This is a genomic window from Micromonospora sp. L5, assembly GCF_000177655.2.
GTDB lineage: Bacteria > Actinomycetota > Actinomycetes > Mycobacteriales > Micromonosporaceae > Micromonospora > Micromonospora aurantiaca.
Genome location: NC_014815.1, coordinates 4,237,059 through 4,263,486, shown reverse-complemented (window position 1 = coordinate 4,263,486; position 26,428 = coordinate 4,237,059). Strand labels below are relative to the sequence as shown.

General features: G+C 72.0%; 29 protein-coding genes. 13 read left to right on the top strand and 16 right to left on the bottom strand.

What is annotated here, in order from left to right:
• Nucleotides 1-19: 19 nt before the first annotated feature.
• Together pulA and ML5_RS20135 are read right to left on the bottom strand one after the other, a co-directional pair.
• Nucleotides 20-5,515: a pullulanase-type alpha-1,6-glucosidase gene (gene pulA / locus ML5_RS20140; protein WP_013475929.1), complete on the bottom strand. Its 5,496-nt coding sequence runs from the start codon at nucleotides 5,513-5,515 to the stop codon at nucleotides 20-22.
• 142 nt (nucleotides 5,516-5,657) lie between these two features.
• Complete coding sequence (locus ML5_RS20135; protein WP_013475928.1) at nucleotides 5,658-6,347, bottom strand: cellulose binding domain-containing protein; 690 nt, start codon at nucleotides 6,345-6,347, stop codon at nucleotides 5,658-5,660.
• Nucleotides 6,348-6,500: 153 nt separating this feature from the next.
• Between ML5_RS20135 and ML5_RS20130 the strand changes: the two genes are divergently transcribed.
• A complete protein-coding gene (locus ML5_RS20130; RefSeq protein WP_013287393.1) occupies nucleotides 6,501-7,100 on the top strand; it encodes a GNAT family N-acetyltransferase in 600 nt (199 codons plus the stop codon).
• Between the two features lie 39 nt (nucleotides 7,101-7,139).
• Here the strand turns inward: ML5_RS20130 and ML5_RS20125 are convergent, their stop codons facing one another.
• On the bottom strand, nucleotides 7,140-7,793 hold the full coding sequence (locus ML5_RS20125) for a GPP34 family phosphoprotein (RefSeq protein WP_013287394.1): 654 nt from the start codon (nucleotides 7,791-7,793) through the stop codon (nucleotides 7,140-7,142).
• Between the two features lie 198 nt (nucleotides 7,794-7,991).
• On the opposite strand from ML5_RS20125, the gene ML5_RS20120 reads away from it, so the two are divergent.
• On the top strand, nucleotides 7,992-9,503 hold the full coding sequence (locus ML5_RS20120) for an APC family permease (protein ID WP_013475927.1): 1,512 nt from the start codon (nucleotides 7,992-7,994) through the stop codon (nucleotides 9,501-9,503).
• A 52-nt stretch (nucleotides 9,504-9,555) separates the two neighbouring features.
• Here ML5_RS20120 and ML5_RS20115 read toward each other — a convergent pair whose 3' ends face one another.
• Together ML5_RS20115 and ML5_RS32560 are read right to left on the bottom strand one after the other, a co-directional pair.
• Nucleotides 9,556-9,945 (bottom strand): hypothetical protein, encoded by a 390-nt coding sequence (locus tag ML5_RS20115; RefSeq protein ID WP_013475926.1) that lies wholly within the window; start codon nucleotides 9,943-9,945, stop codon nucleotides 9,556-9,558.
• A 40-nt stretch (nucleotides 9,946-9,985) separates the two neighbouring features.
• Nucleotides 9,986-10,801, bottom strand: a complete 816-nt coding sequence (locus ML5_RS32560) for a hypothetical protein (RefSeq protein ID WP_013475925.1) — start codon at nucleotides 10,799-10,801, stop codon at nucleotides 9,986-9,988.
• On the opposite strand from ML5_RS32560, the gene ML5_RS32050 reads away from it, so the two are divergent.
• Both ML5_RS32050 and ML5_RS20105 read left to right on the top strand, forming a co-directional pair.
• Nucleotides 10,800-10,991 (top strand): hypothetical protein, encoded by a 192-nt coding sequence (locus tag ML5_RS32050; RefSeq protein WP_143766944.1) that lies wholly within the window; start codon nucleotides 10,800-10,802, stop codon nucleotides 10,989-10,991. The genes ML5_RS32560 and ML5_RS32050 overlap by 2 nt on opposite strands.
• A 41-nt stretch (nucleotides 10,992-11,032) precedes the next feature.
• Nucleotides 11,033-11,797, top strand: a complete 765-nt coding sequence (locus ML5_RS20105) for a hypothetical protein (protein WP_236619238.1) — start codon at nucleotides 11,033-11,035, stop codon at nucleotides 11,795-11,797.
• A gap of 399 nt (nucleotides 11,798-12,196) precedes the next feature.
• Here ML5_RS20105 and ML5_RS20100 read toward each other — a convergent pair whose 3' ends face one another.
• Nucleotides 12,197-12,850 carry a DedA family protein gene (locus tag ML5_RS20100; RefSeq protein ID WP_013475923.1) on the bottom strand — a complete coding sequence of 218 codons (654 nt, stop codon included), beginning with the start codon at nucleotides 12,848-12,850 and terminating at the stop codon, nucleotides 12,197-12,199.
• Between the two features lie 24 nt (nucleotides 12,851-12,874).
• The gene (locus ML5_RS20095) at nucleotides 12,875-13,231 is read right to left on the bottom strand and encodes a VOC family protein (protein WP_013287401.1); all 357 of its coding nucleotides are present in this window, start codon (nucleotides 13,229-13,231) and stop codon (nucleotides 12,875-12,877) included.
• A gap of 156 nt (nucleotides 13,232-13,387) precedes the next feature.
• Here ML5_RS20095 and ML5_RS20090 point away from each other — a divergent pair, with 156 nt between their 5' ends.
• The gene (locus tag ML5_RS20090) at nucleotides 13,388-16,243 is read left to right on the top strand and encodes an aconitate hydratase (protein ID WP_041784228.1); all 2,856 of its coding nucleotides are present in this window, start codon (nucleotides 13,388-13,390) and stop codon (nucleotides 16,241-16,243) included.
• 66 nt (nucleotides 16,244-16,309) lie between these two features.
• On the opposite strand, the gene ML5_RS20085 is transcribed toward ML5_RS20090, so the two are convergent.
• The gene (locus ML5_RS20085) at nucleotides 16,310-16,624 is read right to left on the bottom strand and encodes a hypothetical protein (RefSeq protein WP_013475922.1); all 315 of its coding nucleotides are present in this window, start codon (nucleotides 16,622-16,624) and stop codon (nucleotides 16,310-16,312) included.
• A gap of 88 nt (nucleotides 16,625-16,712) precedes the next feature.
• On the opposite strand from ML5_RS20085, the gene ML5_RS20080 reads away from it, so the two are divergent.
• On the top strand, nucleotides 16,713-17,480 hold the full coding sequence (locus ML5_RS20080; RefSeq protein WP_013475921.1) for a DUF5753 domain-containing protein: 768 nt from the start codon (nucleotides 16,713-16,715) through the stop codon (nucleotides 17,478-17,480).
• Nucleotides 17,471-17,656 carry a DUF397 domain-containing protein gene (locus ML5_RS20075; RefSeq protein WP_013475920.1) on the top strand — a complete coding sequence of 62 codons (186 nt, stop codon included), beginning with the start codon at nucleotides 17,471-17,473 and terminating at the stop codon, nucleotides 17,654-17,656. The genes ML5_RS20080 and ML5_RS20075 overlap by 10 nt, the downstream gene beginning before the upstream one ends.
• 6 nt (nucleotides 17,657-17,662) lie before the next feature.
• Here the strand turns inward: ML5_RS20075 and ML5_RS20070 are convergent, their stop codons facing one another.
• The gene (locus ML5_RS20070; RefSeq protein ID WP_013475919.1) at nucleotides 17,663-18,178 is read right to left on the bottom strand and encodes a GNAT family N-acetyltransferase; all 516 of its coding nucleotides are present in this window, start codon (nucleotides 18,176-18,178) and stop codon (nucleotides 17,663-17,665) included.
• A 279-nt stretch (nucleotides 18,179-18,457) separates the two neighbouring features.
• Here ML5_RS20070 and ML5_RS20065 point away from each other — a divergent pair, with 279 nt between their 5' ends.
• Complete coding sequence (locus tag ML5_RS20065; RefSeq protein ID WP_013287407.1) at nucleotides 18,458-19,423, top strand: serine protease; 966 nt, start codon at nucleotides 18,458-18,460, stop codon at nucleotides 19,421-19,423.
• A gap of 82 nt (nucleotides 19,424-19,505) precedes the next feature.
• Entirely contained in the window at nucleotides 19,506-19,712 is a 207-nt protein-coding gene (locus tag ML5_RS20060; RefSeq protein WP_013475918.1) for a hypothetical protein, read from the top strand.
• Nucleotides 19,713-19,882: 170 nt separating this feature from the next.
• Here the strand turns inward: ML5_RS20060 and ML5_RS20055 are convergent, their stop codons facing one another.
• Nucleotides 19,883-20,113: a hypothetical protein gene (locus ML5_RS20055; protein ID WP_013475917.1), complete on the bottom strand. Its 231-nt coding sequence runs from the start codon at nucleotides 20,111-20,113 to the stop codon at nucleotides 19,883-19,885.
• A 96-nt stretch (nucleotides 20,114-20,209) separates the two neighbouring features.
• On the opposite strand from ML5_RS20055, the gene ML5_RS20050 reads away from it, so the two are divergent.
• On the top strand, nucleotides 20,210-20,911 hold the full coding sequence (locus ML5_RS20050; protein ID WP_013475916.1) for a TetR/AcrR family transcriptional regulator: 702 nt from the start codon (nucleotides 20,210-20,212) through the stop codon (nucleotides 20,909-20,911).
• 13 nt (nucleotides 20,912-20,924) lie between these two features.
• Here ML5_RS20050 and ML5_RS20045 read toward each other — a convergent pair whose 3' ends face one another.
• Nucleotides 20,925-21,329: an SRPBCC family protein gene (locus tag ML5_RS20045; RefSeq protein WP_013475915.1), complete on the bottom strand. Its 405-nt coding sequence runs from the start codon at nucleotides 21,327-21,329 to the stop codon at nucleotides 20,925-20,927.
• A gap of 82 nt (nucleotides 21,330-21,411) precedes the next feature.
• Between ML5_RS20045 and ML5_RS20040 the strand changes: the two genes are divergently transcribed.
• Both ML5_RS20040 and ML5_RS20035 read left to right on the top strand, forming a co-directional pair.
• Nucleotides 21,412-21,888 carry a YfbM family protein gene (locus ML5_RS20040; RefSeq protein ID WP_013475914.1) on the top strand — a complete coding sequence of 159 codons (477 nt, stop codon included), beginning with the start codon at nucleotides 21,412-21,414 and terminating at the stop codon, nucleotides 21,886-21,888.
• A gap of 111 nt (nucleotides 21,889-21,999) precedes the next feature.
• Nucleotides 22,000-22,779 (top strand): hypothetical protein, encoded by a 780-nt coding sequence (locus ML5_RS20035; protein ID WP_013475913.1) that lies wholly within the window; start codon nucleotides 22,000-22,002, stop codon nucleotides 22,777-22,779.
• Between the two features lie 10 nt (nucleotides 22,780-22,789).
• Here the strand turns inward: ML5_RS20035 and ML5_RS20030 are convergent, their stop codons facing one another.
• Complete coding sequence (locus tag ML5_RS20030) at nucleotides 22,790-23,521, bottom strand: SDR family NAD(P)-dependent oxidoreductase (protein WP_013475912.1); 732 nt, start codon at nucleotides 23,519-23,521, stop codon at nucleotides 22,790-22,792.
• A gap of 95 nt (nucleotides 23,522-23,616) precedes the next feature.
• On the opposite strand from ML5_RS20030, the gene ML5_RS20025 reads away from it, so the two are divergent.
• On the top strand, nucleotides 23,617-24,465 hold the full coding sequence (locus ML5_RS20025) for a LysR family transcriptional regulator (protein WP_013475911.1): 849 nt from the start codon (nucleotides 23,617-23,619) through the stop codon (nucleotides 24,463-24,465).
• 9 nt (nucleotides 24,466-24,474) lie between these two features.
• Here ML5_RS20025 and ML5_RS20020 read toward each other — a convergent pair whose 3' ends face one another.
• Genes ML5_RS20020 through ML5_RS20005 form a run of 4 tightly spaced genes read right to left on the bottom strand, consistent with a single transcriptional unit; the run spans nucleotide 24,475 to nucleotide 26,384 of the window.
• Nucleotides 24,475-24,954, bottom strand: a complete 480-nt coding sequence (locus ML5_RS20020) for a GNAT family N-acetyltransferase (protein WP_013475910.1) — start codon at nucleotides 24,952-24,954, stop codon at nucleotides 24,475-24,477.
• A gap of 29 nt (nucleotides 24,955-24,983) precedes the next feature.
• A complete protein-coding gene (locus tag ML5_RS20015) occupies nucleotides 24,984-25,592 on the bottom strand; it encodes an ATP/GTP-binding protein (protein ID WP_013287415.1) in 609 nt (202 codons plus the stop codon).
• Nucleotides 25,573-25,962 carry a DUF742 domain-containing protein gene (locus ML5_RS20010; protein ID WP_013287416.1) on the bottom strand — a complete coding sequence of 130 codons (390 nt, stop codon included), beginning with the start codon at nucleotides 25,960-25,962 and terminating at the stop codon, nucleotides 25,573-25,575. The genes ML5_RS20015 and ML5_RS20010 overlap by 20 nt, the downstream gene beginning before the upstream one ends.
• Nucleotides 25,959-26,384: a roadblock/LC7 domain-containing protein gene (locus tag ML5_RS20005; RefSeq protein ID WP_013287417.1), complete on the bottom strand. Its 426-nt coding sequence runs from the start codon at nucleotides 26,382-26,384 to the stop codon at nucleotides 25,959-25,961. The genes ML5_RS20010 and ML5_RS20005 overlap by 4 nt, the downstream gene beginning before the upstream one ends.
• Between the last annotated feature and the right edge of the window lie 44 nt (nucleotides 26,385-26,428).

Genomic DNA, 26,428 nt, shown 5'->3' with positions numbered 1-26,428 from the left:
GGGCCGGTCGGCCGTGCGGTCAGCTCTGGACGAACACCGCCACGCTGCGCGCGGGCACGGTGAACGTGCCGGCGGCCCGGTCGAACGACGCGGTACGCAGCGCCGGGTCGGCCGAGTTCCGCAGCACCGGGTGCAGTGCCACGTTCGCCCCGCGCAGCCCGGTGACTGTCTGCTTCGCCGTCTCCGGCGTGGCGTTGAAGACGACTGTCACCGACTTCCACCTCCCGTCCAGCCCTCGCGCGTCGAGGGTCATGGTGAGCACGCCCGGGGTCTCCTTCGTCCCGGACAGCGGGAACGCCACCCGCTTCTGCACCTGGGCGGCGGTGTCGAGCCCGAACACCGGCGAGGACCGGCGGACGCGCAGCAGCTCCGCGTACCGGGCGTCGGCCAGGTCGATCGCCGCGCAGTCCGGCACCAGCGACGGATCGGCCAGCAGCGGCTTCGCGTACGACCACTTGTCCTTGTTGTCGGCCTCCGGCGGCAGGCCGGCGCCGAACCCGTTGCCCTGGGCGCAGTCCCACCGGATCTGGTTGAACCAGTCACCGGAGTTGTACGAGTTGCGGTCCAGCGACTTCGAGCGCAGCCGCTCCGAGCCGGTGGTCACGAACCCGGCACCCTGCCCGAGCGCGGTGGTCGCCAGCGCGAGCACCTGCATCCGGGCCCGGTCCTGCGCCGAGGTCCCCTGCGGCAGCTTGTACGCCAGCGCGTCGTACAGGATCTCGTTGTCGTGCGCGTCGACGTAGGTGACCGCCTCGCCCGGCGCGGCGGTGTACCCGGCCGGGGCGCCGTTGTAGTCGACCTGCGCCCCGGTGACCCGCTTGCCGGTGGAGTCGGTGAACCGGTAGCCGCGCAGGTTCCCGGTCAGCCCCACCTTGATCAGGTCGTGCTGGTGCAGCAGCCGGGCCCGCTGCTCGGCCGCCGAACCGTTGACGTCGTCGCCGTTGGGGTCGGTGTAGAGGCCGGAGGCGAAGCCCTGCGCCCGCGGGTTGGCGTCGAACGGGCCGCCGCCGCGCACCGCGTCGCGGAGCCGGTCGTTGAACGTGCCGACGCCGGTGCCGGCCATGTTGGCCTGGGTGGCCTGCGTGAACCGGGCGTCGTCGGCGACCTCGCCGAAGTTCCAGCCCTCGCCGTACAGCAGGATCTTGCGGCCGTCCACGCCGTCGCGGGCGAGCGTGAGCTTGTCCAGCGCGGCCCGTACGGCGAGGATGTTCGCCTTCGGGTGGTGGCCCATCAGGTCGAACCGGAAGCCGTCGACCTTGTACGCCTTGGCCCAGGTCACCAGCGAGTCCACCACGAGCTTGCCCATCATGGCGTGCTCCGGCGCGGTGTTGGCGCAGCAGGTGGAGTTGGCGACCGTCCCGTCCTCCAGGAGCCGGTGGTAGTAGCCCGGCACCACCTGGTCGAGCACCGACTTCGGGTCGGCGCCGGCGGCCGAGGTGTGGTTGTAGACCACGTCCATGACCACCCGCAGCCCGGCCTTGTTGACTCCGGCGACCATCTGGCGGAACTCGGTGGTGCGCTTCGCGCCGTTCGGGTCGGTGGCGTACCCACCCTCGGGCACCGTGTAGTGCAGCGGGTCGTACCCCCAGTTGTAGCCGTCGGTGCCGGCGACCGCCGCGACGCACTTCTGCTGCTCGTCGGAGTCCGGCGGCAGCGCGGCCAGGTCGCAGTTCGGCCGGGTCTGGTCGGCCCGCTTCTCCGGGATGGTGGCGAAGTCGAAGGCCGGCAGCAGGTGCAGGTGGTTGACCCCGGCGTCGCCGAGCTTGCGCAGGTGCTTCATGCCGGCGCTGTTCGGGTCGGTGAACGCCAGGTACGTGCCCCGCCGGTCGGCGGGAACCGTGGTGTCGGCGATGGAGAAGTCCCGTACCGACAGCTCGGAGATCTGGACCTTGGACGCCGGCGGCGCGGCCGGCTTGCGCAGGTTCGCCCAGCCGGCCGGCGCGAGCGCCGGGTCGGTCAGGTCGACGATCTGGCTGTGCGTGGAGTTCGGCGCGAGCGCCACCGAGTACGGGTCGGTCACCGACGCGGTGACCATCTTCTGCGTGGCCGGCTGCCACGCCTGCACCCGGTAGCGGTAGTAGCGGCCGTTCCACGCCTTGGAGCCGCGTACCGACCAGACGCCGGTGCGGTCGTCGCGGCGCATCGCCACGGTGGCCGGCTGGGCCGTGGGCGAGTCGAACAGTTCCAGCGACACGGTCCGCGCGGTCGGCGCCCACACCGCCAGGGTGGGCACCCGGCCGGCGAACGTCGGCCCGAGCTTCGCGCCGGTCGCCGCCGCGTAGACGTCGTCGAGCACGCCGGGGATCTGCACGCCGGTGGCGGCGAGCAGCGCGCCCTCGGCGTCCCGCTCGGTCACCACGATCTGGCCGCGCAGCGCCGCCGGCACCCGGGCCAGGTCGGCGCGGTCCAGCGAGAAGGCGCGCGAGGCCCAGAGATGGGGGTACGCCTGCCGTTGCGCCTCGGTCAGCCCGTTGCGCTGCGCCCGCAGCGCGATGGTGGTGTACGTGCCGGTCAGCTCACCGTCGGCGAGGCCGATCCCACCGGCCGGGGCGACTGCCAGCGCGTACCGCCTGCCGTCGGTCGGCCCGGTCGCCCACGCCACAGTGGACCTGTCGATCCACTGCGCCTTCTGCTTGGTCAGGTCGAGATCCTTGGCGGCGCCGGACGTGGTGGTCGGCAGCAGCCGTCCCTTCACGCCGGCGAGCAGCCACACCTCGCGCCCGGCGGTGGCGAAGTCGAGCCGCTGGTCCTCGGGCTGATCCTTCTCGTCGCCTCGGTGGATGATGTAGCTCAGCCCGGTCGCCCCGGCGGCGAGGGGCACCCGGAACACCGCGCCGTACGCGTCGGTCTTCTCCGGCTTGAGCGGGGCGGCCCAGTCGGTCGGGTTGGCCGCGCCGTCCCACAGGTGCAGGCCCCAGCCGTCGTAGTTCCCGTCGGCCTTGCGCCAGTGGATCAGCGCGGTGTCCTGGGCGACGGGCGGGTCGGGTTCGCCGGTGGCGGCCTGCCGCGTCGGGTAGACCGCCGGGTCGCCCTGCTTGACCCAGATCTCGCCGGTCGCAGTCACGTCGATGGTGCGGTCGTTCGCGACGTCCTTGTTGCCGTCGCCGTCGATCACGAGGAACCCGACCGTCTTCGCACCGGGCTTGAGCTTGACCCAGGCGAACCGGCCGTACGAGTCCTCACCGGCGAACGGCTGCCCGGCGGGCCACTGCGTCACGTACGCCGGGTCGATGTCGCCCCAGGCGTAGAGCCGCCAGTCGTCGTACCCGCCGGCCGGACGCTGGTAGTGCACGATCGCCCAGTCCCGCGACGCGCCCTGGGCGGGGGTGCCGACGGTGCCGGTGGCCCGGGCGGTGGCGGTGCGGCCCTTGCCGTCGCGGACCACCGCCTTGTACTCCACGCGGGTGCCGCCGGGCAGGCCGGTCAGGTCGTGGTGCACGGTGTACGGCGCGCGGTGCGCGGTGCCCAGCAGCGTCCACTTGCCGCCCGCGACCCGGGCGGCGAACGTGACGGTGGCGAGCGGGTCGCCGGTCACCTGGGCGGTGACGGCGGCCTTGCCGGGGACCGGGGTGTCGCCCGGCTCGGTGATCGTGATCGTCGGTGCCCCGGCCTGCGGGATCGCCCGGTCGGCCTTGAGCACCAGCGCCGACATGGCCGGCACGGTGACGCTCAGCTTGCCGTCCGCGCCGGCGGTCGCGCCGGTGGCGCCGCCGTACACGCCGGTGAAGCGGGCGCCGGCCGACCAGGTGTCCACTGTGACAGTCTGCGGCGTCGCGGCGTTGTTCACCGCCGCCACGTACTCGATCCGGTCGGCGGGCAGGACGCGGGAGAACGCGAAGACGCCCGGCCCGTCGGCCGCGTACCGGGTCACCTGCACGCCGTCGCGCAGCGCCGGGTGCGCCGTCCGCAGCTCGCCCAGCTCGGCGATGGTCCGGTAGAGCGGGTGGCGGGTGTCGTACTGGTCAGCGGCGTGGGTGCGGGTGGTGCCGATCAGGTCGTCGTCGAGGTAGTCGGCGGTCCGCGAGGCGAACATGTCCTGCCGGGCGTCCTTGTCGCCGCCCGGTCCGGTGAAGCCCTGCTCGTCGCCGGAGTAGACGACCGGCTGGCCGCGGGTGAGGAACATGAGCTGGTGGGCGAGCCGGCTGCGGTTCAGCTGGGTGGCGTCGTCACCGCCGGCGGCGGCGACGAACGAGCCGATCCGGCCCATGTCGTGGTTGCCCAGGAACGTGGTGAGCCGGTTGGCGTTCGTGTCCCGCGCGGAGTACAGGTCGTCCTTGGCGTAGACGTCGGCGAGCGACTTGGCCGAGCCGTCGGCGGCGGCGTACCCGCGTGCCGCCTCCTGGAACGAGAAGTCGAGCGTGGCGGGCAGTCCGCCCTGCCGCACGTAGGTGGACTGGATCTCCTGCTCGGCGCTGTAGACCTCGCCGAACATGAAGAAGTCCTTCTTGCCGGCCTTCGCGGCGGCGGCGTCGATGCCGCGGGCGAACTGCGGCCAGAAGTCGAGGTTGGCGTGCTTGACCGTGTCGAGGCGGAACCCGTCCACGCCGGCCTTGCCGATCCACTGGGCGTAGATGTCGGTCATGCCGCGGACCACCTCGGGACGCTCGGTCCACAGGTCGTCGAGGCCGAAGAAGTCGCCGTACTCGCTGTTCTCCCCGGCGAAGGTGGAGTCACCGCGGTTGTGGTACATGGTCGGGTCGTTCAGCCACGCCGGTACCTTGACCTTCGCGTCGGCCGGGGTGGCGAACACCGGGGTGTACGGGAACGACGTCGAGTTCACCGCCGGGAACTTCCGGGTGCCGTCGGCGTAGTTGCGGTCCTCGAAGGGACGCCCCTGCGCGTCGCGGTACGGCGCGGTCTTCTTGTCCACGTAGCCGTACTTGTCCTCGGCGTACCGGATGACGTCGGCGGTGTGGTTGACGATGATGTCGAGGTAGACCTTGATGCCCCGCCGGTGGGCCAGGTCGACCAGCTTCTTCAGCTCCGCGTTGGTGCCGAAGTGCGGGTCGACCTGGGTGAAGTCGGTGATCCAGTATCCGTGGTAGCCGGCCGAGACATCCGCGCCGGTGCCCTGCACCGGCCGGTTCTTGAAGATCGGCGCAAGCCAGATGGCGGTGGTGCCGAGCCCCTGGATGTAGTCCATCCGGTCGATCAGGCCCTTGAGGTCGCCACCGTGGTAGAAGCCCTTGTCGGCCGGGTCGAGGCCGGTGGTGAGCCGGCCGCCGGTCAGACCGCCGGTGTCGTTGCGCTTGTCGCCGTTGGCGAACCGGTCGGGCAGGACGAAGTAGAACTGCTCGGCCTTGGCGGTGCCGGTGCCGGCCTTGAGGAGCGCGTCGGGGGACGGCTCGCGGTTCCACTGCGGAGCATTGCCGGCGGCCAGGACGTCGGGGGTGGCGGCCGGGGCGGTGGCGTCGGCGCCGAGCTGGTGGAGGGCCACCGGCACGCCGACGAGAGTGAGTACGAGGGAGGTGACCAGGGCGAGCAGCGCCTTGGGGGATATCGGCGGCGGTTTCATCGACGGCCTTTCTCTGGTCGCTGATTCGCCCGCACGCTAGCCCTTGCCGAAACATTCTGCAATACCTTGCAAACCATGCCGCAACAAAGCAGTCACCTTGCAAGAGGAGACACTCGCACCGGCCCCGACCGGGCCGCCGGATCTAACGGTCGGTGCAGGGCGTGCCGTCGACAGTGCAGCTCACCGGCCGGGTGCCGGCCCGCTCGATGTGGAACCGCACCGGCACGGACTGCCCGGGGGCCAGGTCGAACCCGCTGCGGTAGGTGAACACGCCGTCGTCGAAGCGGAACACGCCCTGCTCGGCGCCCTCGACCCAGGCGGTGACCAGCCGGCCACCGGGGAACACCGCGCGCACCGTCCAGCCCTGCGGCATAGGCGCGGTGTTGACCAGCAGCACCTCGCCGATGAAGCCGCCGTCGAAGGCGCTCATCACGCTGTACCGGCCGGTCACCGCGGACGGCGGCGGCGCGGGAGGCGGCGGCGGGGGCAGCACCGGCCGGGCCACGCCCCGAGGGCTGGGGGTCGGCGCGGCCGGCGTCGGCCGGGCGGGCAGCACCGTGGACCGGGGAGACAGGCCCGGCACCACCGGAGCGGTGGCGGCCACCGGCGACGGGCCGGTGGCGCTGACCGCCGTGGGCGTCAGCGGGACGTGCGGCAGCGACATCACCGGATCCGCCGGACCGGCCGCCGGGAACGTACGCCGGCCCCGCACCGAACCGAGCGCCACCACCAGCAGGACCACCATCACGACCACGCCCGCGGCGACGAGGATCCAGGGGGACGAGGTCATGGCGGTCCCGGGCTGCGGGCCGGGACGACGCGTGCGGGACATGGTCCTCCTGTCGGGGTCCGGGCCAGCGTAGCCACACGGACCGGGTCGCGGCGAGCACTCCGATCGGGGCCTGCCGCACGGCGTGGACACCTGATACCTTGCACGCCGATCAATGACCACAATGGCTCGTCGAGCCGGTAGGACGGTTGGCCAGTGAGTGAGTGGCAGGGCAACATCCGGCGGGCGTCCACGGCGGACGCAGCCGTCGTGACCGCGATCCTCGCCGAGGCGTTCATGCGGGATCCGGTGAGCGGCTGGGTCTTCCCGGCCGACGACCACCGCGCCCGGGTCCATCCCGCCTTCTTCGGACCGTTCGTCGCGCTGGCGCTGCGCACCGGTGAGGTGCACGTCGCCGGCGACGGCCTGGGCGCCACGCTCTGGCTGCCCACCGGCGAAGGACACGACGCCGACGAGGGCGACGAGTTCGACGAGATGGAGGCCGCGATCGGCGCGGAGGCCATGAAGCGGTTCGGTGTGCTGGACGAGATGATGAGCGCCCGGCACCCGGCTGAGCCGCACTGGTACCTGCCCTTCATCGCGGTACACCCCGACCATCACGGCAAGGGCGTCGGCTCGGCGCTGCTGCGTAACAAGCTGGCCGAGCTGGATCAGGCCGGCACCGCGGCGTACCTGGAGGCCAGTTCACCGCGCAACGCCGCGCTCTACGAGCGGCTCGGATTCCGGCGCCGCCCGCTCACGCTGGACCTGCCGGAGGGCCCCAGCCTCTACCCGATGTGGCGCGACCCGGCCTGACCGGTACCGTCCCGCCCCGGCTCGGCCCGGGGCGGGACGTCATCGCCGTACCGTCGTGGTGGTGACGTCGAGCGCGCCCACGACGGCGGCGAGCAGCCCTTCGAGCTGAGCCGGCAGGAACCGGCGGCAGTCGCGCATCCGCGTGGCCACCTGCGGATCGAAGATGTGCGTGGCCAGCCCGACCGCCTCGGCGAGGGTCGCCAGCAGCAGCGTGCCCGGGTCCAGTTCGGCCGGGGACGAGTGCATCAGCATCGCGGTCAGCCGCACCCGCGGTGAGGCCGCCTGGTTCGGGTCGATGGCCGGCCAGCGCACCATCCGGCCGATCAGCTTGCCCTGCTCGCGCCGGAGCACGCCGGCGGTGACCAGCCGGGTGCCCACGCGCTCGTTGATGTTGAGCTGGGTCCGCAGGTAGCGGATCCACAGCCGGGCCGGATGCGCACCCTCGCGGCGCAGGATCTCGGTGATCAGCAGGTCGGTGAGCGGCTCCTGCCACAACCGCGGATCGACAGCGGCGATCCCCCCTCCGTCGAGGGCGATCCGGCCCTCGAACATCAGCTCGGCGAGCGCGGCGCCGGCCAGCCCGCACTCCAGCCGGTCGACGGCGACATGTGGCTTGCCGGTGAACTCGTCGTGTCCGATAAGGAACAGCGCATCCGCAAGCCGGTAAGTGGCCTGCGCCCCGGGGTAGGTCATGGTCCATCCTCGAACGGTGGCCGTGATCGTCGACACGGGACGGTACGGCATGACCACGCACAGCTCAATTCCGGCCGATCACGCGCACCCCAATCGATATCGAAGCGGGGTTGTCACGATCAGTGATCACCAATACCCTGCTTCAGGTTGTTCCGAAGTAGACACCTCAATCCCCTCACCCCCTCCCCTGGAGAAGCCTTGTCCTCCGATCCGTTCTTCTCCGACGGTGGGCTGCGCCGCGGTCGTCTCGGCACCGCCCACCTCGTTTTTTTCACCGTCGCCGCGTCCGCCCCGCTGACCGTTCTCGGCGGTGGTGTCACCACCATGTACGCGGTCAGCGGCAACATCGGCGCCGCGCTCGGATACGTGCTCCTCGCCGCCGTGCTGGCCGTCTTCGCCACCGGCTACGCCGCGATGAGCCGGTACGTCGCCAACGCCGGCGCGTTCTACGCGTACATCGCCAACGGTCTCGGCCGGGCCGGCGGGGTGGCCGGCTCGGCTGTCGCACTGGCGGCGTACAACGCGATCCAGATCGGTCTCTACGGCCTGCTCGGCGCGATCCTGGGCGACTTCATGGACGCCAAGACCGGCATCAGTCTCGACTGGTGGGTCTGGGCGCTGCTGGCCTGGGTGTTCATCGGCGCGCTCGGCGTCCTGCGCATCGACCTCAACGCCACGGTCCTCGCGGTGCTGCTCATCCTCGAGTGCGTGGCCGTGCTGATCTTCGACCTGGTCGCCTTCGCCAACCCCGACGGCGGCACCGTCACCACCGCCGGCATCAGCCCCGGCCATTTGTTCGGCGCCGGCTTCGGCGCGGTGCTCGCGTTCACCATCGCCTCCTTCACCGGCTTCGAGAGCGGCGCCATCTACAGCGAGGAGGTCAAGGACCCGCGGCGCACGGTCGCCCGGGCCACCTACATCGCGGTCGCGTTCACCGGCCTGTTCTACGCCTTCTCCGCCTGGGCGCTGACCGTGCTCACCGGTCCGGAGAACGCCCCGGCGGCCAGTGCCGAGGCGGGGCCGGGCATCATCTTCGGCGCACTCGACCAGTACACCGGCGCGGTCGTCGCGGACATCGCCAACGTCCTGTTCATCACCAGCGTGCTGGCCGCCCTGCTGTCGTTCCACAACGGCGTGGCGCGTTACCTGTTCGCCCTGGGCCGGGAGCGGGTGCTGCCGGGCTTCCTCGGCGCCACCTCCAGCCGCAGCGGCGCGCCCGTCGCGGGCTCGCTCGTGCAGAGCGTCCTCGCAGTGGTGGTGTTCCTGGCGTTCGCGATGACCGGCCGTGACCCGGTCATCGACCTGTTCACCTGGCTGTCCGGCGCCGCGGCGGTCGGCGTCGTGCTGCTGATGACGCTCACCTCGGCCTCCGTGGTGGGCTTCTTCCGGGGCCGCCCCGGCCCGGAGAGCGCCTGGCAGCGGGCGATCGCCCCGGCGCTCGGCACGGTCCTGCTCACCGCCGTGCTGCTGGTGCTGCTGTTCAACTTCGACGCGCTGCTCGCCCCCGACACGGCGAGCTACCTGAAGTGGCTGCTGCCGGCGATCCCGGTGGCGGCGGGCGTGGTCGGCCTGATCTGGGGCGCGATCCTGCGCACCAGCCGGCCGGACACGTACCGCCGGATCGGCCAGGTCACCGAGGAGGGCCTGCACGAGCCCGGCCTGCACCCGGCCCCCGAGGCCGACCGCTGGGCCGGCGCCCACCACCGCTGACGTCAGTCGGTGCGGCGGCCGGCCCGCGTGGCCGGCCGCCGCACCACCACGATCAGGCGGTACGGATGACGGTGCAGATCACCGGGCCGTCCTCGGTGGTTCGCAGCAGATAGCGGTAGCGCTCGCCGGGCACCGTGCCGCCCTGGCTGTCCAGGAACTCCCAGCGCACCGCCACCTCGGTGAGCAGCGCCGAGATCTGCTGCACGTCCTCGATCTGCGCGTTCGCGGCGACGAGTTCCCGCTCCTGGTAGTCCGGGGCGGCGCCGACGAAGCTGAGCGCCACCGCCGCTGGCGAGGTGAACGAGAAGCTGTAGGTGTCGGCGACCACCAGCCCGGGCAGGGCGTAGCAGCCGGCGATGGCCGGCACGTCGGCGGTGGTCAGCGCCACGCCGTACCGGTCGAAGAAGTCGGTGAGCGTGTCGAGGTCGGTGGAAGCCGTCACGACGCTCCTCATTACCGGCACGCCCCGGCGGCAAACCTGGTCAGCGCGGCGGGATCCGCACCTCGATCTCGGCACCGAGGTGCGCGCCGCCGTTGAGGGCCAGGTCGTCGCCGCTCCAGAACCGCCCCGGGTCGTACCAGTTGGGCCGTCGCCCGGCGGGCAGCAGGCCCATCGCCTCGTAGGTAACAGCGACCACCTCGGCGCAGTACGCCGTCTCCAGTGCTGCGGCGTTCTCCCTGCTGGTGTCGCCGATCCTGCTGGTGTCGGCGGCCCTGCTGGTGTCGGCGGTCCTGCTGGTGTCGGCGGTCCTGCTGGTGTCGGCGGTCCTGCTGGTGTCGGCGGCCCTGCTGGTGTCGGCGGCCCTGCTGGTGTCGGCGGCCCTGCTGGTGTCGGCGGCCCTGCCCCGGAGGCCGCCGAGGCTCAGGCGGGGCGGGTGCGGCAGCCGCCCCCGGGCCCACCGCCAGGCGAGCTGCGCGGTGGACGGGAACGGTGTCCCGTCCAGACGAGCCACGGTACGCAGCACCGCCTCCTCCATCGCCGTGTCGGCCGGCGGTTCGAGCTGGCGCAGCCAGCCCCGCTGGCCGTACCGGTTGCCCCAGACGCAGACCGCGTCCCGGAGGTCGTGCAGCTGCACGCCGCGCTGGTGGGTGCCGGTCCACATGTCCGGCAGCGAACGGCCCAGCTCGGCGTGCCACATCAGCGGCGGCATGTCGTCGAGCACCACGGCCATGCCCACGTGGTTCACCGGGCTGTTCGTGGTGAGCTGGATGGCCCGGTCGGGCACGCTGCGTCCGCGGAACACCCACAGATCGCCGGTGCGGGTCAGCTCCACGGCCTCGTCCAGGCTGATGCTCATGAAGGACTACCCTATGCGGATGCGGCAACGGATGCGGTGGTGGAAGGTACTCGGGCTCGCGGGTCTCGCCGGCGTCGCGGCGACCGGAGTGGTCGTGGCGCGGGCCGAGCGGCGGCGCCGGGCGTACACCCCGGAGGAGATCCGGGACCGGCTGCGCGAACGGCACGCCAAGGCGTCCTCGTCGTCCTGACCGGACAGTCGCGGGCGGCGGATTCTCCTACCATCGCCATGATGGGAACCGTTTTCTGGGAGAGCCCGTTCGTGCTCGATCCCCCGCCCGCCGCCGTGGAACGGCACGGCGACGTCGACCTGCACGTGCCCGCCGGCGACGGCCGGCATCCCGCTGTCGTCGTCGTGCACGGCGTACCGGGGCCGCCCGAAGCACCCGACGCGCGGGACTGGCCGCTCTACCGCGGCTACGGCGCGCTGCTCGCCGAGGCAGGCGTGCTGACCGCGATCCCCCGGCTCACCGTCGCGAGCCCGGACGACCTGTACACGGTCGCCGCGCGGGTCGCCGCCGCCGCCGAAATGCTCCGCGCCGACCCGCGCGTCGACGCCGACCGGCTCGGTCTGTGGTTCTTCTCCGGCGCCGGCCTGCTGCTCGGCGACTGGCTCCGCGACCCGCCCGCCTGGCTGCGGGGCGTGGCCGCCACCTATCCCCTGCTGGCGCCGCTGCCCGGATGGCCGCCGGTGGACCCGCGCTTCCGCCCGATCGACGCCCTCGACCTGCCCGCCGGCGCAGGTGTCGGAGCCGCGCAGACGGAGGACGCGGCACGGCCGACGCTCGTGCTGACCCGGGCCGGGCGGGAGCGGCCCGAGGTCGCCCCGACGATCGAGGCGTTCACGGCTGTCGCGCGGCGTCGCGGCATCCCGCTGTGCGTGGTGGACGTGCCGAACGGGCAGCACGGGTTCGACGCGCTGGACCACACCGAGGAGTCCCGCGACGCAGTCCGCACCGCCCGCGACACCCTGCTCACCCTGCTCACCGCCCCCTGACCACCGGCACGCGCCCCGCCCCGCCCCGCCCCGCCCCGTCGATCATGAAGTTGACGGCGTTTCCTGTCCGTTCTGTCGCCGCCAACTTCATGATCGACGCTCTGGAGTGGTCGGGTCGGGTGCGGCCGGTCCACCGTGACCCCGCACTGCTCGCCGCCCCACCCACCCACATCGGTGATCAAGGAGTTTGTGTCACTGCGGGAGCCGCTGCAGGACACAAACTCCTTGATCAACCGGGTGGGGGCGGGCAGCGCAAGGGTGAGGCGGGGCCTGGCGAGGGCAGGCAGCGCAAGGGCGAGTGCCGGGCCGGGCGAGAGCGGGACCAGGCGAGGGCGGCGGCGCAGAGGCGAGGGCACGCCGGGGCAGAGGCAGAGGCGAGGGAAGGCGCTGGGGCGGGGGTCAGCGGTCGGCGGCGGGGACCGGGGTGGGCTGGTCGGAAGGCTCGGACACGTGCAGGCGCTTGGCTCGGCGGCGCAGCCAGGTGGTGCTGACCACGCCGGCCAGCACGGCCAGCACCAGCCCGGCCCAGGAGATGTCCTTGAGCCAGTGCTCGGCGGCCTGCCCGAGGTAGAACAGCAGGTAGGTGGTGCCGAACGCCCACACCAGCCCGCCTGCGGCGTTCGCGACGAGGAACCGGCGGTACGGCACGCGCAGCGCCCCGGCGAGCGGCCCGGCGAGGATGCGCAGCAGCGCGACGAACCGTCCGAAGAACACGGCCCAGACGCCGTGCCGGGCGAAGCTCAGCTCGGCGCGGGCCAGGTGTGCCGGGCCGAGGTGTTTCGGGAAGCGCCGGCCGAGCCGTTCCAGCAGGGGGCGGCCACCACGGCGGCCGACGGCGTACCCGACGGAGTCGCCGATGATGGCGCCTGTCGCCGCGGCGGCGGCCACCCACTCGGGCCCGACGGCGCCTGTGGCGGCGAGCAGGGCGGCGCTGACCAGCACGATCTCGCCGGGCAGCGGGATGCCCATGCTCTCCACGCCGATCACCCCGCCCACGAGCAGGCAGATCAGGGCCGGTGGGAGCGCGGCGAGCCAGTGCTGTACGTCGACCACCCGCCCGACCCTACCCGCGCCGGGTCAGCCTGCGGGGGCCAGAAACTCCAGCCGGTTGCCGTGCGGGTCGTACGTGTGGAACCGACGCATGCCGGGAATCTCGTCGTCGCCCCAGGTCACTGTGTGTCCGGCGGCGTCGAGGCGGGCGGCCAGCTCGTCCAGGTCGGTGCGCAGCAGCGCGGGGTGCGCCTTGCGGGCCGGGCGGAAGTCGTCCTCGACGCCCAGGTGCAGTTCGGCGTCGTACCCGGTGAACCAGCAGCCACCGCGGGCGGCGAGGGCCGGGGGTTTGGGCTTCTCGGTGAGGCCGAGCAGGCCCGCGTAGAAGGAGCGGGACGCGTCCTCGGAGCCGCGGGGGCAGGCGAGCAGGACGTGATGGATCATGGTGGCACCTCCTCGTCCCGCAGCGTGGCACGAGGTTGCACGAATAGCAAGACGGACGTACGGTTTTGTAGAGACCGACGCAGGTAAGTGTTGCCTAAGCACGGCAGCGCCCCGGCCGGTGCGACAAACTGCTCAGGACTACTCACGGTCGCTGGTGTGAAGGAGTACGACGTGGCGAGCCTCGACACCTTCGGTGCGAAGACCCAGCTACGCGTCGGAGACGCGAGCTACGAGATTTTCAGGATCGACAAGGTGGAGGGCCACGAGCGACTGCCCTACAGCTTGAAGATCCTGCTGGAGAACCTGCTGCGGACCGAGGACGGCGCGAACATCACCGCCGACCACATCCAGCAGCTCGGCGCGTGGGACGCCACCGCCGACCCGAGCGTGGAGATCCAGTTCACCCCGGCCCGGGTGCTGATGCAGGACTTCACCGGCGTGCCCTGCGTGGTCGACTTGGCCACCATGCGCGAGGCGGTCCGTGACCTGGGTGGCGACGCCACCAAGGTCAACCCCCTCGCTCCGGCCGAGCTGGTCATCGACCACTCGGTCATCGCCGACCTGTTCGGCCGCGAGGACGCCTTCGAGCGCAACGTCGAGCTGGAGTACGAGCGCAACAAGGAGCGCTACCAGTTCCTGCGCTGGGGTCAGACCGCGTTCAACGAGTTCAAGGTCGTCCCGCCGGGCACCGGCATCGTGCACCAGGTCAACATCGAGTACCTGGCCCGTACGATCATGGAGCGCAACGGCCAGGCGTACCCGGACACGGTCGTCGGCACCGACTCGCACACCACCATGGTCAACGGCCTGGGCGTGCTGGGCTGGGGCGTCGGCGGCATCGAGGCCGAGGCCGCGATGCTCGGCCAGCCGGTCAGCATGCTGATCCCCCGTGTCGTCGGCTTCAAGCTCTCCGGTGAGATGCCGGCCGGCACCACCGCCACCGACCTGGTGCTGACCATCACCGAGATGCTGCGCAAGCACGGTGTGGTCGGCAAGTTCGTCGAGTTCTACGGCCCGGGCGTGAGCGCGGTGCCGCTGGCGAACCGCGCCACCATCGGCAACATGTCGCCGGAGTACGGCTCGACCGTGGCGATCTTCCCGATCGACGCCGAGACCGTCCGCTACCTGGAGCTGACCGGCCGCGACGCGTCTCAGGTGGCGCTGGTCGAGGCGTACGCCAAGGAGCAGGGCCTCTGGCACGACCCGGAGCGCGAGCCGGAGTACTCCGAGCGCCTGGAGCTGGACCTCGGCACCATCGAGCCGTCGCTGGCCGGCCCGAAGCGCCCGCAGGACCGGGTGCCGCTGGGCAGCGCCAAGACGCTGTTCCGCGCCGCGCTCAGCGACTACGTGGCAGCCGACGAGACCGGTGGCGACCCGGGCCGCAAGCCGGGCGTGCCGCAGCAGGAGAAGCCGTTCGGCGCCGACGGCCCGGCCGACGAGGCGTCGGCCGAGTCGTTCCCGGCAAGCGACTCCCCCGCCAACGGCGTGAACGACCCGGCGGACGCGCCGCGCGACCTGGAGACCGCCGCGGTGGGCGCGGGCGGCCGGGCCAGCAATCCGGTACGCGTGACCGGCGCCGACGGCGTCGAGTACGAGCTGGACCACGGCGCCGTGGTGATCGCCGCGATCACCTCCTGCACCAACACCTCGAACCCGCAGGTCATGATCGGCGCCGCGCTGCTGGCCCGCAACGCGGTGGACAAGGGCCTGGCCCGCAAGCCGTGGGTGAAGACCACCCTGGCGCCGGGTTCGAAGGTCGTCATGGACTACTACGACCGCGCCGGCCTCACGCCGTACCTGGAGAAGCTCGGCTTCAACCTGGTCGGCTACGGCTGCACCACCTGCATCGGCAACTCCGGCCCGCTGCCGGAGGAGGTCTCCGCCGCCGTCAACGACGGTGACCTCGCAGTCGTGTCGGTGCTGTCCGGCAACCGCAACTTCGAGGGCCGGATCAACCCGGACGTCAAGATGAACTACCTGGCGTCCCCGCCGCTGGTGGTCGCGTACGCGCTCGCCGGCACCATGGACATCGACCTGGCGAACGAGCCGATCGGCGAGGACGCCCAGGGCAACCCGGTGTTCCTGCGGGAGATCTGGCCGAACAGCGCCGAGATCCAGGACGTCATCGCCTCGGCGATCGGCGCGACCGGCTTCAGCGCCGCGTACGCCGACGTGTTCGCCGGTGACGAGCGCTGGCAGTCGCTGCCGACCCCGACCGGTGACACGTTCTCCTGGGACGGCGAGTCGACGTACGTGCGCAAGCCCCCGTACTTCGAGGGCATGCAGCAGGAGCCGGCCCCGGTCCAGGACATCGCCGACGCGCGGGTGCTGGCGAAGCTGGGCGACTCGGTGACCACCGACCACATCTCCCCGGCCGGTTCGATCAAGGCGGACTCCCCGGCCGGCAAGTACCTGGCCGAGCACGGCGTGGCCCGGCACGAGTTCAACTCGTACGGCTCCCGCCGCGGCAACCACGAGGTGATGATCCGGGGCACGTTCGCCAACATCCGGCTGCGCAACCAGCTCGTCCCGGGTGTCGAGGGCGGCTTCACGGTCAACCACCTGACCGGCGAGCAGACCTCGATCTACGACGCCTCGATGGCCTACCAGGAGGCGGGCGTCCCGCTGGTCATCCTGGCCGGCAAGGAGTACGGCTCGGGCTCGTCGCGTGACTGGGCGGCGAAGGGCACCATGCTGCTGGGCGTGAAGGCGGTCATCGCCGAGTCGTACGAGCGGATCCACCGCTCGAACCTGATCGGCATGGGCGTGCTGCCGCTGCAGTTCCCGGGCGGCGAGACCGCCGAGTCGCTGGGCCTGACCGGCACGGAGACGTTCTCGATCAGCGGCGTCACCGCGCTGAACGACGGCGACACCCCGCGCACGGTGAAGGTCACCACCGACACCGGCGTGGAGTTCGACGCCGTGGTCCGCATCGACACCCCGGGTGAGGCGGACTACTACCGGCACGGCGGCATCCTGCAGTACGTGCTGCGCCGCATGATCGCCAGCTGAGTTCTTCATGTAAGGAAGGGCCCCTTCTTAACAGACGTCTGTTAAGAAGGGGCCCTTCCTTACATCTCAGCGGAGGCGGAGCGCGACGGCGCGTGCCTCGGCGTCGGTGAGCGGCAGGAACCACAGGAAGCGCCGCACGATCGCGATCGGGTCCGGGCCGTCGGGGCGGCCGCGCAGGTCGCGGATGGCCTGCCGGGTGAGCCGGGAGAACTCGGGGATCATCGTGGCGCGGCGGGCCGCGTCGGTGGGCGCGGCCCGCAGGGTCGGGCACGGCCAGGGCTCGCCGCAGCGGTCGCAGCGCCAGGCCGGACCGCACGCGCGGTGGCCGGTCAGCGGCAGCACCACCCGGGGGTACGCCGATGTGGGTGTCGGTTCGGTCATGCCTCCACCGTGCCGAGGGTGCCCGAACAATCACACAGCGTTGTGTAATCTCCTTCGGACGGTTCTTTTGCTCCGGGGAGGAATGGGCATGAACCATGCCTTCGTCACCGCGCTGGCCGGCGCCGGCCACACCGCCGAGAGCCTGGCGGAGCGGCTCGGCCTGCACCCGAAGACGGTGGCCCGGTGGGCGAACCCCGGGCACATCCCGCAGAGCCGGCACCGCGCGACTGTGGCGAACCTGCTGGGCCAGCCGATCGAGGCGCTCTGGCCCGACGCGGTCCGCCGCCGCGAGCCCGTCTGGTTCCGCCCGTGGGTGGACATCGAACGCGAGGCGGTCGCGCTGCGAGCCTTCCAACTGGCGTGGGTGCCGGGCCTGTTGCAGACCGAGGCGTACGCCCGGGCCACGTTCATCGGCCAGCCGCTGACCGCCGACGAGATCACCGACCTGGTCACCGCCCGGCTGGACCGGCAGGGCATCCTCACCCGGCCGCGCGGACCGCTGTACGTCGTGGTGCTCGACGAGCAGGTGCTGCGCCGCGCCGCCGCCGGCGACCGGGCGCTGATGGCCGCACAGGTGGCCCACCTGCTCGCCTGCGCCGAGCTGCCGAACGTGCAGCTCCACGTGGTGCCGGCCGACACGCCGACCTATCCCGGGCTGGACGGGCCGTTCGTCATCGCGGAGCTGCGCGACGGCAACCGGGTGGCGCATGTGGACAGCCAGGCCCGCGCGCAGATCATCGAGCAGCCCTCGGAGATTGCTACCCTGGAGCGTCGGTGGGAACGCATCCGGGGCGAGGCGCTGCCCCGCGCGCGGACCCTGGAACTGCTGAGGGAAGTGGCGGCGGCATGGACCTGAGCGGCGCCCGGTGGCGCAAGAGCACCCGCAGCGGCGGCAACGGCGGCGACTGCGTCGAGGTCGCCGGCAACCTGCCCGGTGTGGTCGGCGTCCGCGACTCGAAGGACCCGGCCGGGCCGGTGCTCACCTTCACCCCGGCCGCGTGGACCCGGTTCGTGACGTCGGCCCGCCGCTGAGCCCGGTCAGGCCAGGCGCGCGGCGTACACATGCACCGGATCCCCCGATTCGGACGTCGTCGCACGCTCGAAGCTCAGCCCGATCCGCTCCGCGACCCGCTGTGAGGGCGTGTTGTCCGGGTGGATGATCGCGACGAGACGGTCGACGCCCAGCCGGTCGCGCGCGTGGTCGCGACACGCGGCCGCCGCCTCCGTGGCGAATCCGCGGCCCTGCATCCCGGTCCGCAGGTGGTAACCGACTTCGACCTCCATCACCCCGCCCACCGGCTGCGGAGTGAGACCGCAGTCGCCGACGAACTCGCCTGTCGCCCGTGACCTGAGCACCCACAGTCCGAAGCCGTGGCCGCGGTAGAGGCCCTCGTTCCAGCGGATCCAGTCCAGTGCCTCCGCCCGGATCTTCGGTCGCCGGTAGTAGCGCATCACAATCGGGTCGCCGAGAAGGGCGGCCATGTCGTCGAGGTCGTCGACGGTCATCTCGGCGAAGGTCAGTCGTCCGGTGGCGGGCGGCGGATCAGCAGTCATCGTGGCCCGGCCCCTTCGTCACGGCTTCGAGGCTACCGAGGCCGAGCGCCGCTCACGAACCGGCGGCAACGAACGACCGCTGAAGCCGGCATCCCACTCATCGCGAAATTGCAATTCGGTGATGTCCCTCGCCCCCCGATCGCACATCCGACACCGCAAACAATCGACGTCCATGATTCGTTGACACGCTCCGAAGCCCGTCGATACGTTGCCGATATCGCGATGCACAACGGGGGCGCTCCAGTTTCGATCCGGGAATCGAACACTGGGAAGGATTTCATGAAGACGACGATCAGACTTCTGGCCCTGCCGGCCCTGATCCTGCCGGCGATCCTCGCCGGCACTCCGGCACTGGCCGGCACCGGCACCGCCGCAGGCACGGCCGCTCCGGCTGCTGTCACGTCGATCGAGCGCAAGGCGGGGTCGTCCTCGCAGGCCAGGGCCTACTGGACGGCCGAGCGCATGGCGGCGGCCACTCCCGCCGACGAGGTGGAGAAGGCCGCCGGCCCGGTCACCCAGAGCCCCACCGCGGAGCGGGTGCGGCGCTTCGCGGAGGCGGTGGCACCGAAGGACGGCAGCGGCTTCGGCACCCAACTGAACGAGTCGATCACGGTCGGGAAGATCTTCTACACCAGTTCCACCGACGGTCTCGGCCACTACTGCTCGGCGAGCGTGGTGAACAGTCCGGCGCGCAACATGGTCTTCACCGCCGCGCACTGCGTGCACGACGGGCCGGGCCGGGACTGGCACACCGCGAACTGGATGTTCGTGCCGTCGTACCGCAACGGCGCGCAGCCGTACGGCACCTGGGACTGGTCCACGCTCGCGGTGCCGAGCGGCTGGATCAGCACCCGTGAGCGGCAGTACGACGTGGCCGTCGCGCTCGTCTACGGCAGCCGGTCGATCGTGGACGCGGTCGGCGCCAACGGGCTGCTCACCGGCGGTGGCCGGGCATACCACTACGACATCTTCGGCTACCCGAGCAACAAGGACAGCGGCGAGATCCAGTGGGTCTGCTCGGGCACGTCGAGGGACGCGGGCAGCAACCGGATCGAGATGAACTGCGGCTTCGGGGGCGGTTCGAGCGGCGGCCCGTGGTACTACAGCTACGACAACACCACCAGGCGTGGTGACGTGCACGGGGTGATGAGCTACTCGAGCGGCTCGAACACGAACGGCTCGCCGTACTTCTCCGCCGCGGTGGTGGGGACGCTCTACAACACGTACGCGAACGACACCTGGTGAACGACGGTCCGCCTGGTGTGCCACCCGGCGCACCAGGCGGGCCGGCACCAGGCGGACCGGCACCCGGCCCGGAGGAGGCGACATGTCACATCGTGTGCTGCTCGGCGCGGCCGCCGTCGCGGCACTCGCCGTCGCCGCGGCCGTCGTGGTCCTCGCGGCGCGCGAGGGCGACGCGGGGCGACCGGCGCCGCCCGGCCCGGTGGTCGCGACGCACAATCCGAGCCCCTGCGCCACCGACCCGTCCGAATACTGGACGAGGGAACGAATGCGGGACGCCATCGGCGACTGAATCACCGAATTGCATTCGCCGGACTGCGTGAGCCGGACTGCGTGAGCCGGATTGCGTGAGCCGGATTCGAACGCCGGCGCACCGGTGCGCCGAATTCCCTCCCGCTCACGATCTCCGGCCGAGCCCGGCCGCAATTCCCATTTCAGCGAACATGCGTGCCGGCGAGCCGTTCACGGACCGGTGTCGGAGTAGACCTCGACGTCGTAGAGCAGTTGCACGTTGCGGCGCCCGTTGGTGATGCCGACGAAGACCGGGTCACCGGCCGGGGTGCGGCCCTGGCGCCACACCTGTTCCCGGGCCGCTTCCCGCGACTCGTGATGGACGCCGCCCTCGCGATGCAGGTGCAGGACTCGGCGGGCCGTGGCCGGGTCGCTGTCGAGGTGGACTCGCAGCAGAGGCATGGCGTGCCCTCCTTGCCCACTGTCGAGGCCGGACTTTCGTCTGTTCAATGAGCTTACCGTTGTTAAGCTGCCTGTCCAGCGAACTAGAGTGGCTCCATGACCGCGACAGATCCCGTTGCGCCGACGACACCGGTGTGGCTGCGGGCAGGGCCGCCGCGGGCGCGGCGCAAGCCGCCACTGACCCTCGAACGCATCGTGGAACTCGCGGTGACGGTGCTGGACGAGCACGGCGTCGAGGGCCTGACGATGCGCCTGCTCGCCCAGCGGCTCGACGTGACCGCCACCGCCCTGTACTGGCACGTGAAGACGAAGGACGACGTCCTGGACCTGGCCGTCGACCGTGTCTTCGGCGACGTGCCGGTTCCGGATGCCGGCGACGACTGGATGGAGGACATCCGCGTCCTGGTCCGGGCCTGGCGCGGCGTCATGCTGCGCCATCCCTGGGCACCGGAGCTGGTCGGACGTCCGATGCTCGGGCCCAACGTCCTGGCCCGTACCGAGTTCCTGCAGTCGGCGCTCGTGCGGGGTGGCTGTCACGGACTTCGGCTCGCGGTGGCCACGCGACTGCTCGCCAACTACGTCATCGGCGCCTCGCTCACGGAAGCCACGTGGCACCGGAGCGCGGACCCGGACGCGAGAGCCGCAGCCCGCGACCACATCGCCGCGAACGCCGACGCCTATCCGACCCTCGACGCCTCCGGCCATCTCGACGACACCCGATGGGACGACGACCTGCTGTTCGACGAGGGCCTCGACGGCATCCTCCGGACGGCGGCACGGACAGGCACGCCGGAATGACCACGGGCGCCGGTCAGCCGGTGGCGCTCTCCAGTACGGCCTTGAGCCGGGCCAGGTCCGCCTCCACGAGCGCGGTGTCCCGGTCGAAGTCCGCGTCGCTCATGCCGGGCATCCGCCGCAGGCTGAACACCACCTCGGTGGCGTCGCCGTCGGCGATGGCGCGCAACGGCACGTACACCGTCTCGCCCGACGGCGTCCGCACCTCGTGGTCGAGCACGCCGTACTCGTTGGCAGGGGCGAACGTGAGCCGCGCCCGCCCTTCGGGTGTGTCCACGAACCAGTGGCCGTCGACGGACACGACCGAACCGCCGAGGCCCGGCGCCCAGCGGGTCAGGTTCGCCGGGTCGGCGGCGAAGGCGTAGACCTCCGCCACCGGACGATCGATGTGGACGCTGAGGTGCCGGGTGTCAGTGGCCATACGCCGATGATCACACGGCTGTCGGACGCCTGCGTTACGCTGCCGCCGATTTCCACAGACACCCCCCCGGGGAGACGACCACATGGGCATGGTGTTCACCGCACGCCGGCTGTCCGGCGCGGAACTGGCGACGGTGCTGGCCGATCCGGACACGGTCGGCACGCTGTTCCAGGGCGGTCCGGACGAACTCGACCTCGACAAGGCGTGGCACGGGCTGCACTACCTGCTGACCGGCACCACGTACGAGATCCGGGGCGACGCCGGGCCGGCGATCGTCGGCGGCGAACCGATCGGGCCGGATCTCGGCATGGGCCCGGCCCGGCTGCTCATGCCGGACGCGGTCCGCACCGTGGCCGCCGGGCTCGACGCGGTGGACGACGCGACGCTGCGGGCCCGCTTCGACCCGGAGGCCATGTCGGAGGCCGAGATCTACCCGCACATCTGGGACGACGGCGACGACGAGTTCGACGGCTACCTGCTGCCGTACTTCACCGCGCTGCGCGACTTCTACCGCGACGCGGCGGCGAGCGGCGACGCCGTGCTGCTCGCCGTCACCTGAGCCGCCGCGAATCGGCGCGCGGGCACCCGAGCGGTCGCGAGCCGGTGCGCGGGCACCTGAGCCGCCGAAACCGGCGCGCGGCGCCGGGGCGGGCGCCGGTAGCGTGCCGGCGTGGGACTCGACGCGTTCGTGTACTGCCGGTGCTGGCAGGACGGCCTCGCCACGCCGTGCCCGATCGGGCCGGTCGGCTACGACGAGGACGGGTGGCTCGCGCTGGTGCAGGCCGGCGAGTACGACGGGGCCGCCGACAACGCCTTCTACGCGTGGATGACCGGGGACGCCTGCCCGCACCGGCACATGGAGCTGGTCAGCGAGCGCGTGTCCAACTGGGCCGGCGTACGCCTGTTCCAGCAGGCGTTGCGCGCGGCCGGCGAGCACCGTTTCCCGACGCTCGCCGCCGCGCTGCCGGACGCCAACGGCGGCTCGCTGCCCGCCGACCGGGCAGCGGTCGCACTCGCCGAGCTGGACGCGATCGCAGGCACCGACCGGATCACCGACGAGGTGGAGCTGATCGACGAGGCGACCGGCGCGGTCGTGATGCAGTACGTCGAGGCCTACCGCGGGTTGTTCATGTTCGGCCCGGGCTTTCAAGCGGGCGTCGACCCGGACGGCTTCTTCGTCCTCGACCGCGCCGACCCGCCGGTGACGCTGTTCCGGGCCGTCCGGTTCGGCCAGCGGCCGCTGCCCGGCGACCGGGTGGAGTTCACCGCCGGCGGGACGCGGACGGTGGTGGCGATGCGGCCGGTGGGCGAGCACGGCGAGCCGCCGCCCGAACGGCTCGCGGTGCGGACCCGAAGCCGGTCGGGCGACGACTTCGCCTACATCGTGGAGCCGCTGCGCCGGCTGTGCGCGGCGTCGGTGGCCACCGGCAACCCGGTCATGTGGTGCTGACGGGCGGCGCTCACCACGGGATCGTGCCCGCGTCCTCGACGTAGCCGCCGGTCGGCCCGTCGTCGGGCAGCGTCGCCAGCTTGATCGCGACCGCCGCGCCCTGCTGTGGGGTCCGCACGCCCCGGAAGTTGTTCAGGTCGGTCGCGGTGAAGCCGGGGCAGCCGGCGTTGACCAGGATGCCCGTGCCGGCGAGCGCCCGCGCGTACTGGATCGTCACCGCGTTGAGCATGCTCTTGGACGGCGCGTACGCGACCGACAGCGGACCGGTCTGGTCCTCGCCGGTGGAGGCGCTCTGCCTGGTCAGCGAGCCGACGCCGCTGGACATGTTGACGATCCGCGGCGAGGCCGAGCGCCGCAGCAGCGGCAGCATCGCCTCGGTCACCCGGACCACCCCGATCACGTTCACCTCGACGGCGGCCCTGATGGTCGCGACGTCCACGTCACCGGGGTGCTGGGGCACGCCACCTGTCACGCCGGCGTTGTTGACGAGCACGTCCAGGCCACCGGCCTCCGTCTCCAGCAGCCGGGCGGCGGCGGTCACGCTCGCGTCGTCGGTCACGTCCAGCGGTACGCCGAACGCGTCCACGCCGCCCGCGCGCAGCTTCGCCACCGCCTCGGCGAGCCGCTGCCCGTCCCGGGCGCCGACGCCCACCCGCCAGCCGAGCGCGCCCAGGCCGGCCGCGATCTCGTACCCGATTCCCTTGTTCGCGCCGGTCACCAGCACGATCGTCCGTTCACTCATGGTGTCGATCCTGTCCGCGCGGCGGGCGGGCCTCCAACACCACCTCGGTAGCGGGCGATACCCGACGGGTATCGATCCGGCGGTACGGTGACGGGATGGAGACGCGGGAGCTTCGCTACTTCGTCGCGGTCGCCGAGGAACTGCACTTCGGCCGCGCCGCGCGACGCCTCGGCATCGCCCAGCCGCCGCTGTCGCGGGCGATCCGCCAGCTCGAACGGCGCCTCGGCGTGACGCTGCTGGAACGGGACAGCCGCCGCGTCGCGCTCACCGGGGCCGGATCGGTGCTGCTCCGTGAGGGCCGGGCGGCCCTGGAAGCCGTGGACGCCGCGGACCGCCGTACCCGCCGCGCCGGTGAGGCCGCGAACGGCGGCGCCGGACTCGTGCTGGCGACGAAGGCGGGTGCGTCGAGCGAGCTGCTGCCGAAACTGCTCGACGCGTACGCCGCCGAGCCGGACGCGGTCCGGGTGGAGGTGCTGCTGTCCGGCATCGGTGAGCAGGAACGGCTGCTGCGCGACGGTCGGGCCGACGTGGCGCTGCTGCACCTGCCGTTCGACTCGACGACCGGACTGGACACCGAGGAACTGGTGACGGAACAGCAGGTGGTGGTCCTGCCGGCGGGGCATCCGCTGGCCGGGCGGGCGCAGCTGCGGATGGCCGACGTCGAGACGCTGCCCGGCCTGCCGCTGCCGCGCTGGCCGCTGCGCGACGGCACCTACCCGGACGGGCCGGGCCCCGAGGTGCGGGACCACTCCCAGTTGCTCCAGCTGGTCGCGCTCGGGCGTACCGCGGTGCTGCTGCCGGAGTCGTGCCGGTCGCTGCTGTGGCCGGACATGGCCGCCGTGCCGGTGCCGGACGCGCCGACGGTGACCACCGTGATCGCCTGGCCGCCGCACAGCCGGTCCCGGGCCCTGGCCGGGCTGGTCCGCACCGCCACCCGCCTGTGAGGACCGGCGTTAGGACAGGTCCTTGCGCATCTGCTGGGTGACCACCCTGTAGCCGGACGTCTCGTACAGCTTGCGGGCCGTCTCGTTGGCGCCGAAGACGTTCAGCTCCAGCGCCTGGGCGCCGTGCTCCCGGGCCGCCCGCTCCCCGGCCGCGAGCAGCGCCCGCCCGAGGCCCCGGCCCCGGTGCCCGGCGGCCACCTCGATGTCGTAGAGGAACGCGCAGTCGGCGAGACCGCGCGGGTGGGTCAGGCCGATCCACAGCCGGCCGACCGGTGAGCCGTCTGCCAGCTCGCCGACCAGGAACAGCATGCCGGGCGTGGCCATGCCCTGCGGCAGAAAACCGGCGGTGGCCTCCCGGGCCCGGTCGAGCGCCTCCTCGGGCGTCCAGTTGCCGGCCGTGACGTGCTCCCGCGCGTACCCGGCGGCCAGCTCGTCCTGCCATCTGTCGAACTCGTCCGGGTTCATCGCCCGGACCGTCACCTCGGTCATCGCCACTCCCCCGTCGATGTTGTGACCGCTCAGTCCTCGGCGGCGCGGCGGCGCGCCTCCCGCAGCTTCATGGCGTGCTCCAGCAGCGTGATCAGCACCTCCTTGGCCGACTCCCGCTTGCGCGCGTCGCACAGCACAACCGGCACACCCGGGTCCAGGTCGAGCGCGGCCTGCACCTCGTCCAGACGGAACGTCTTGGCGCCCTCGAAGCAGTTCACCGCCACCACGAAGGGCGTACCGCGCCCCTCGAAGTAGTCGATCGACGGGAAGCAGTCGGCCAGCCGGCGGGTGTCGGCGAGCACCACCGCGCCGAGCGCGCCGAGCGCCAGCTCGTCCCAGACGAACCAGAACCGGTCCTGCCCGGGCGTGCCGAACAGGTAGAGCACCAGGTCGTCGCTGATGGTGATGCGGCCGAAGTCCATCGCCACGGTGGTGGTCGACTTCTCCTCGATACCGGACAGGTCGTCGATGCCGATCCCGGTCTCGGTCAGCACCTCCTCGGTCCGCAGCGGGCGGGTCTCGCTGACCGCGCCGACCATTGTGGTCTTGCCGACGCCGAACCCGCCCGCGATCAGGATCTTGATCGCGGTGGGCAGCGGCGCGGCGCCCGCCGGCCGCTCAGAGCGCCCGTAGTCCATTGATAACCGCCTCGAAAACGTGCTCGTCGGGAAGGCCGGCGGTGGTCGCGCGCGGCTCGCGTACCTGTACCAGGCTGCGGGCGGCCAGGTCTCCGAGGAGGACCCGGACCGTGCCCACCGGCAGGTCGAGATGGGCGGCGATCTCGGCCACGGAGAGGATCCGCTGGCAGAGGCCGACGATCGCCACGTGCTCCGGGCCCAGCCCGGACTCCGACCCGACATCGGTGCGGGTCGAGGTGACCAGCGAGATCAGGTCGAACGTGCCGGTGACCGGGCGGGCCCGGCCTCCGGTCACCGCGTACGGGCGCACCACCGGGCCGGCGTGGTCGTCCACCCACTCCTGCTCCGCGGAGTCCCCCCGGCCGGTCATCGTGCCGCGTTCTCGCCGAGGGGCTGTTCCCGGGTCGGTGACGCGACGAACCGGCCGACCCGGGTGACGAGCATGGCCATCTCGTACGCGATCAGGCCGACGTCCGCGTCCTCCGAGGCCAGCACCGCCAGGCAGGCGTTGCGCCCGGCCGCCGTGACGAACAGGAAGGAGGACTGCATCTCGATGATGGTCTGCTGTACGTGCCCGCCACCGAACCGCTTGCCCGCGCCACGGGCCAGGCTCTGGATGCCCGCCGCCATCGCGGCCAGGTGCTCGCCGTCGTCCCGGCTCAATCCGCGGGACGAGGCCATCAACAGTCCGTCGGTGGAGAGCGCCACGGCGTGCTCCGCCTGCTTGACCCGGCCGACCAGGTCATCCAGCAGCCACGTCAGATCCGCGCTCGAAGCCGTCTTCTGCGCCACTCGTCGTCCTCATCTTCCCGGCTGGTGTGCCGTCAGCTTCCGGT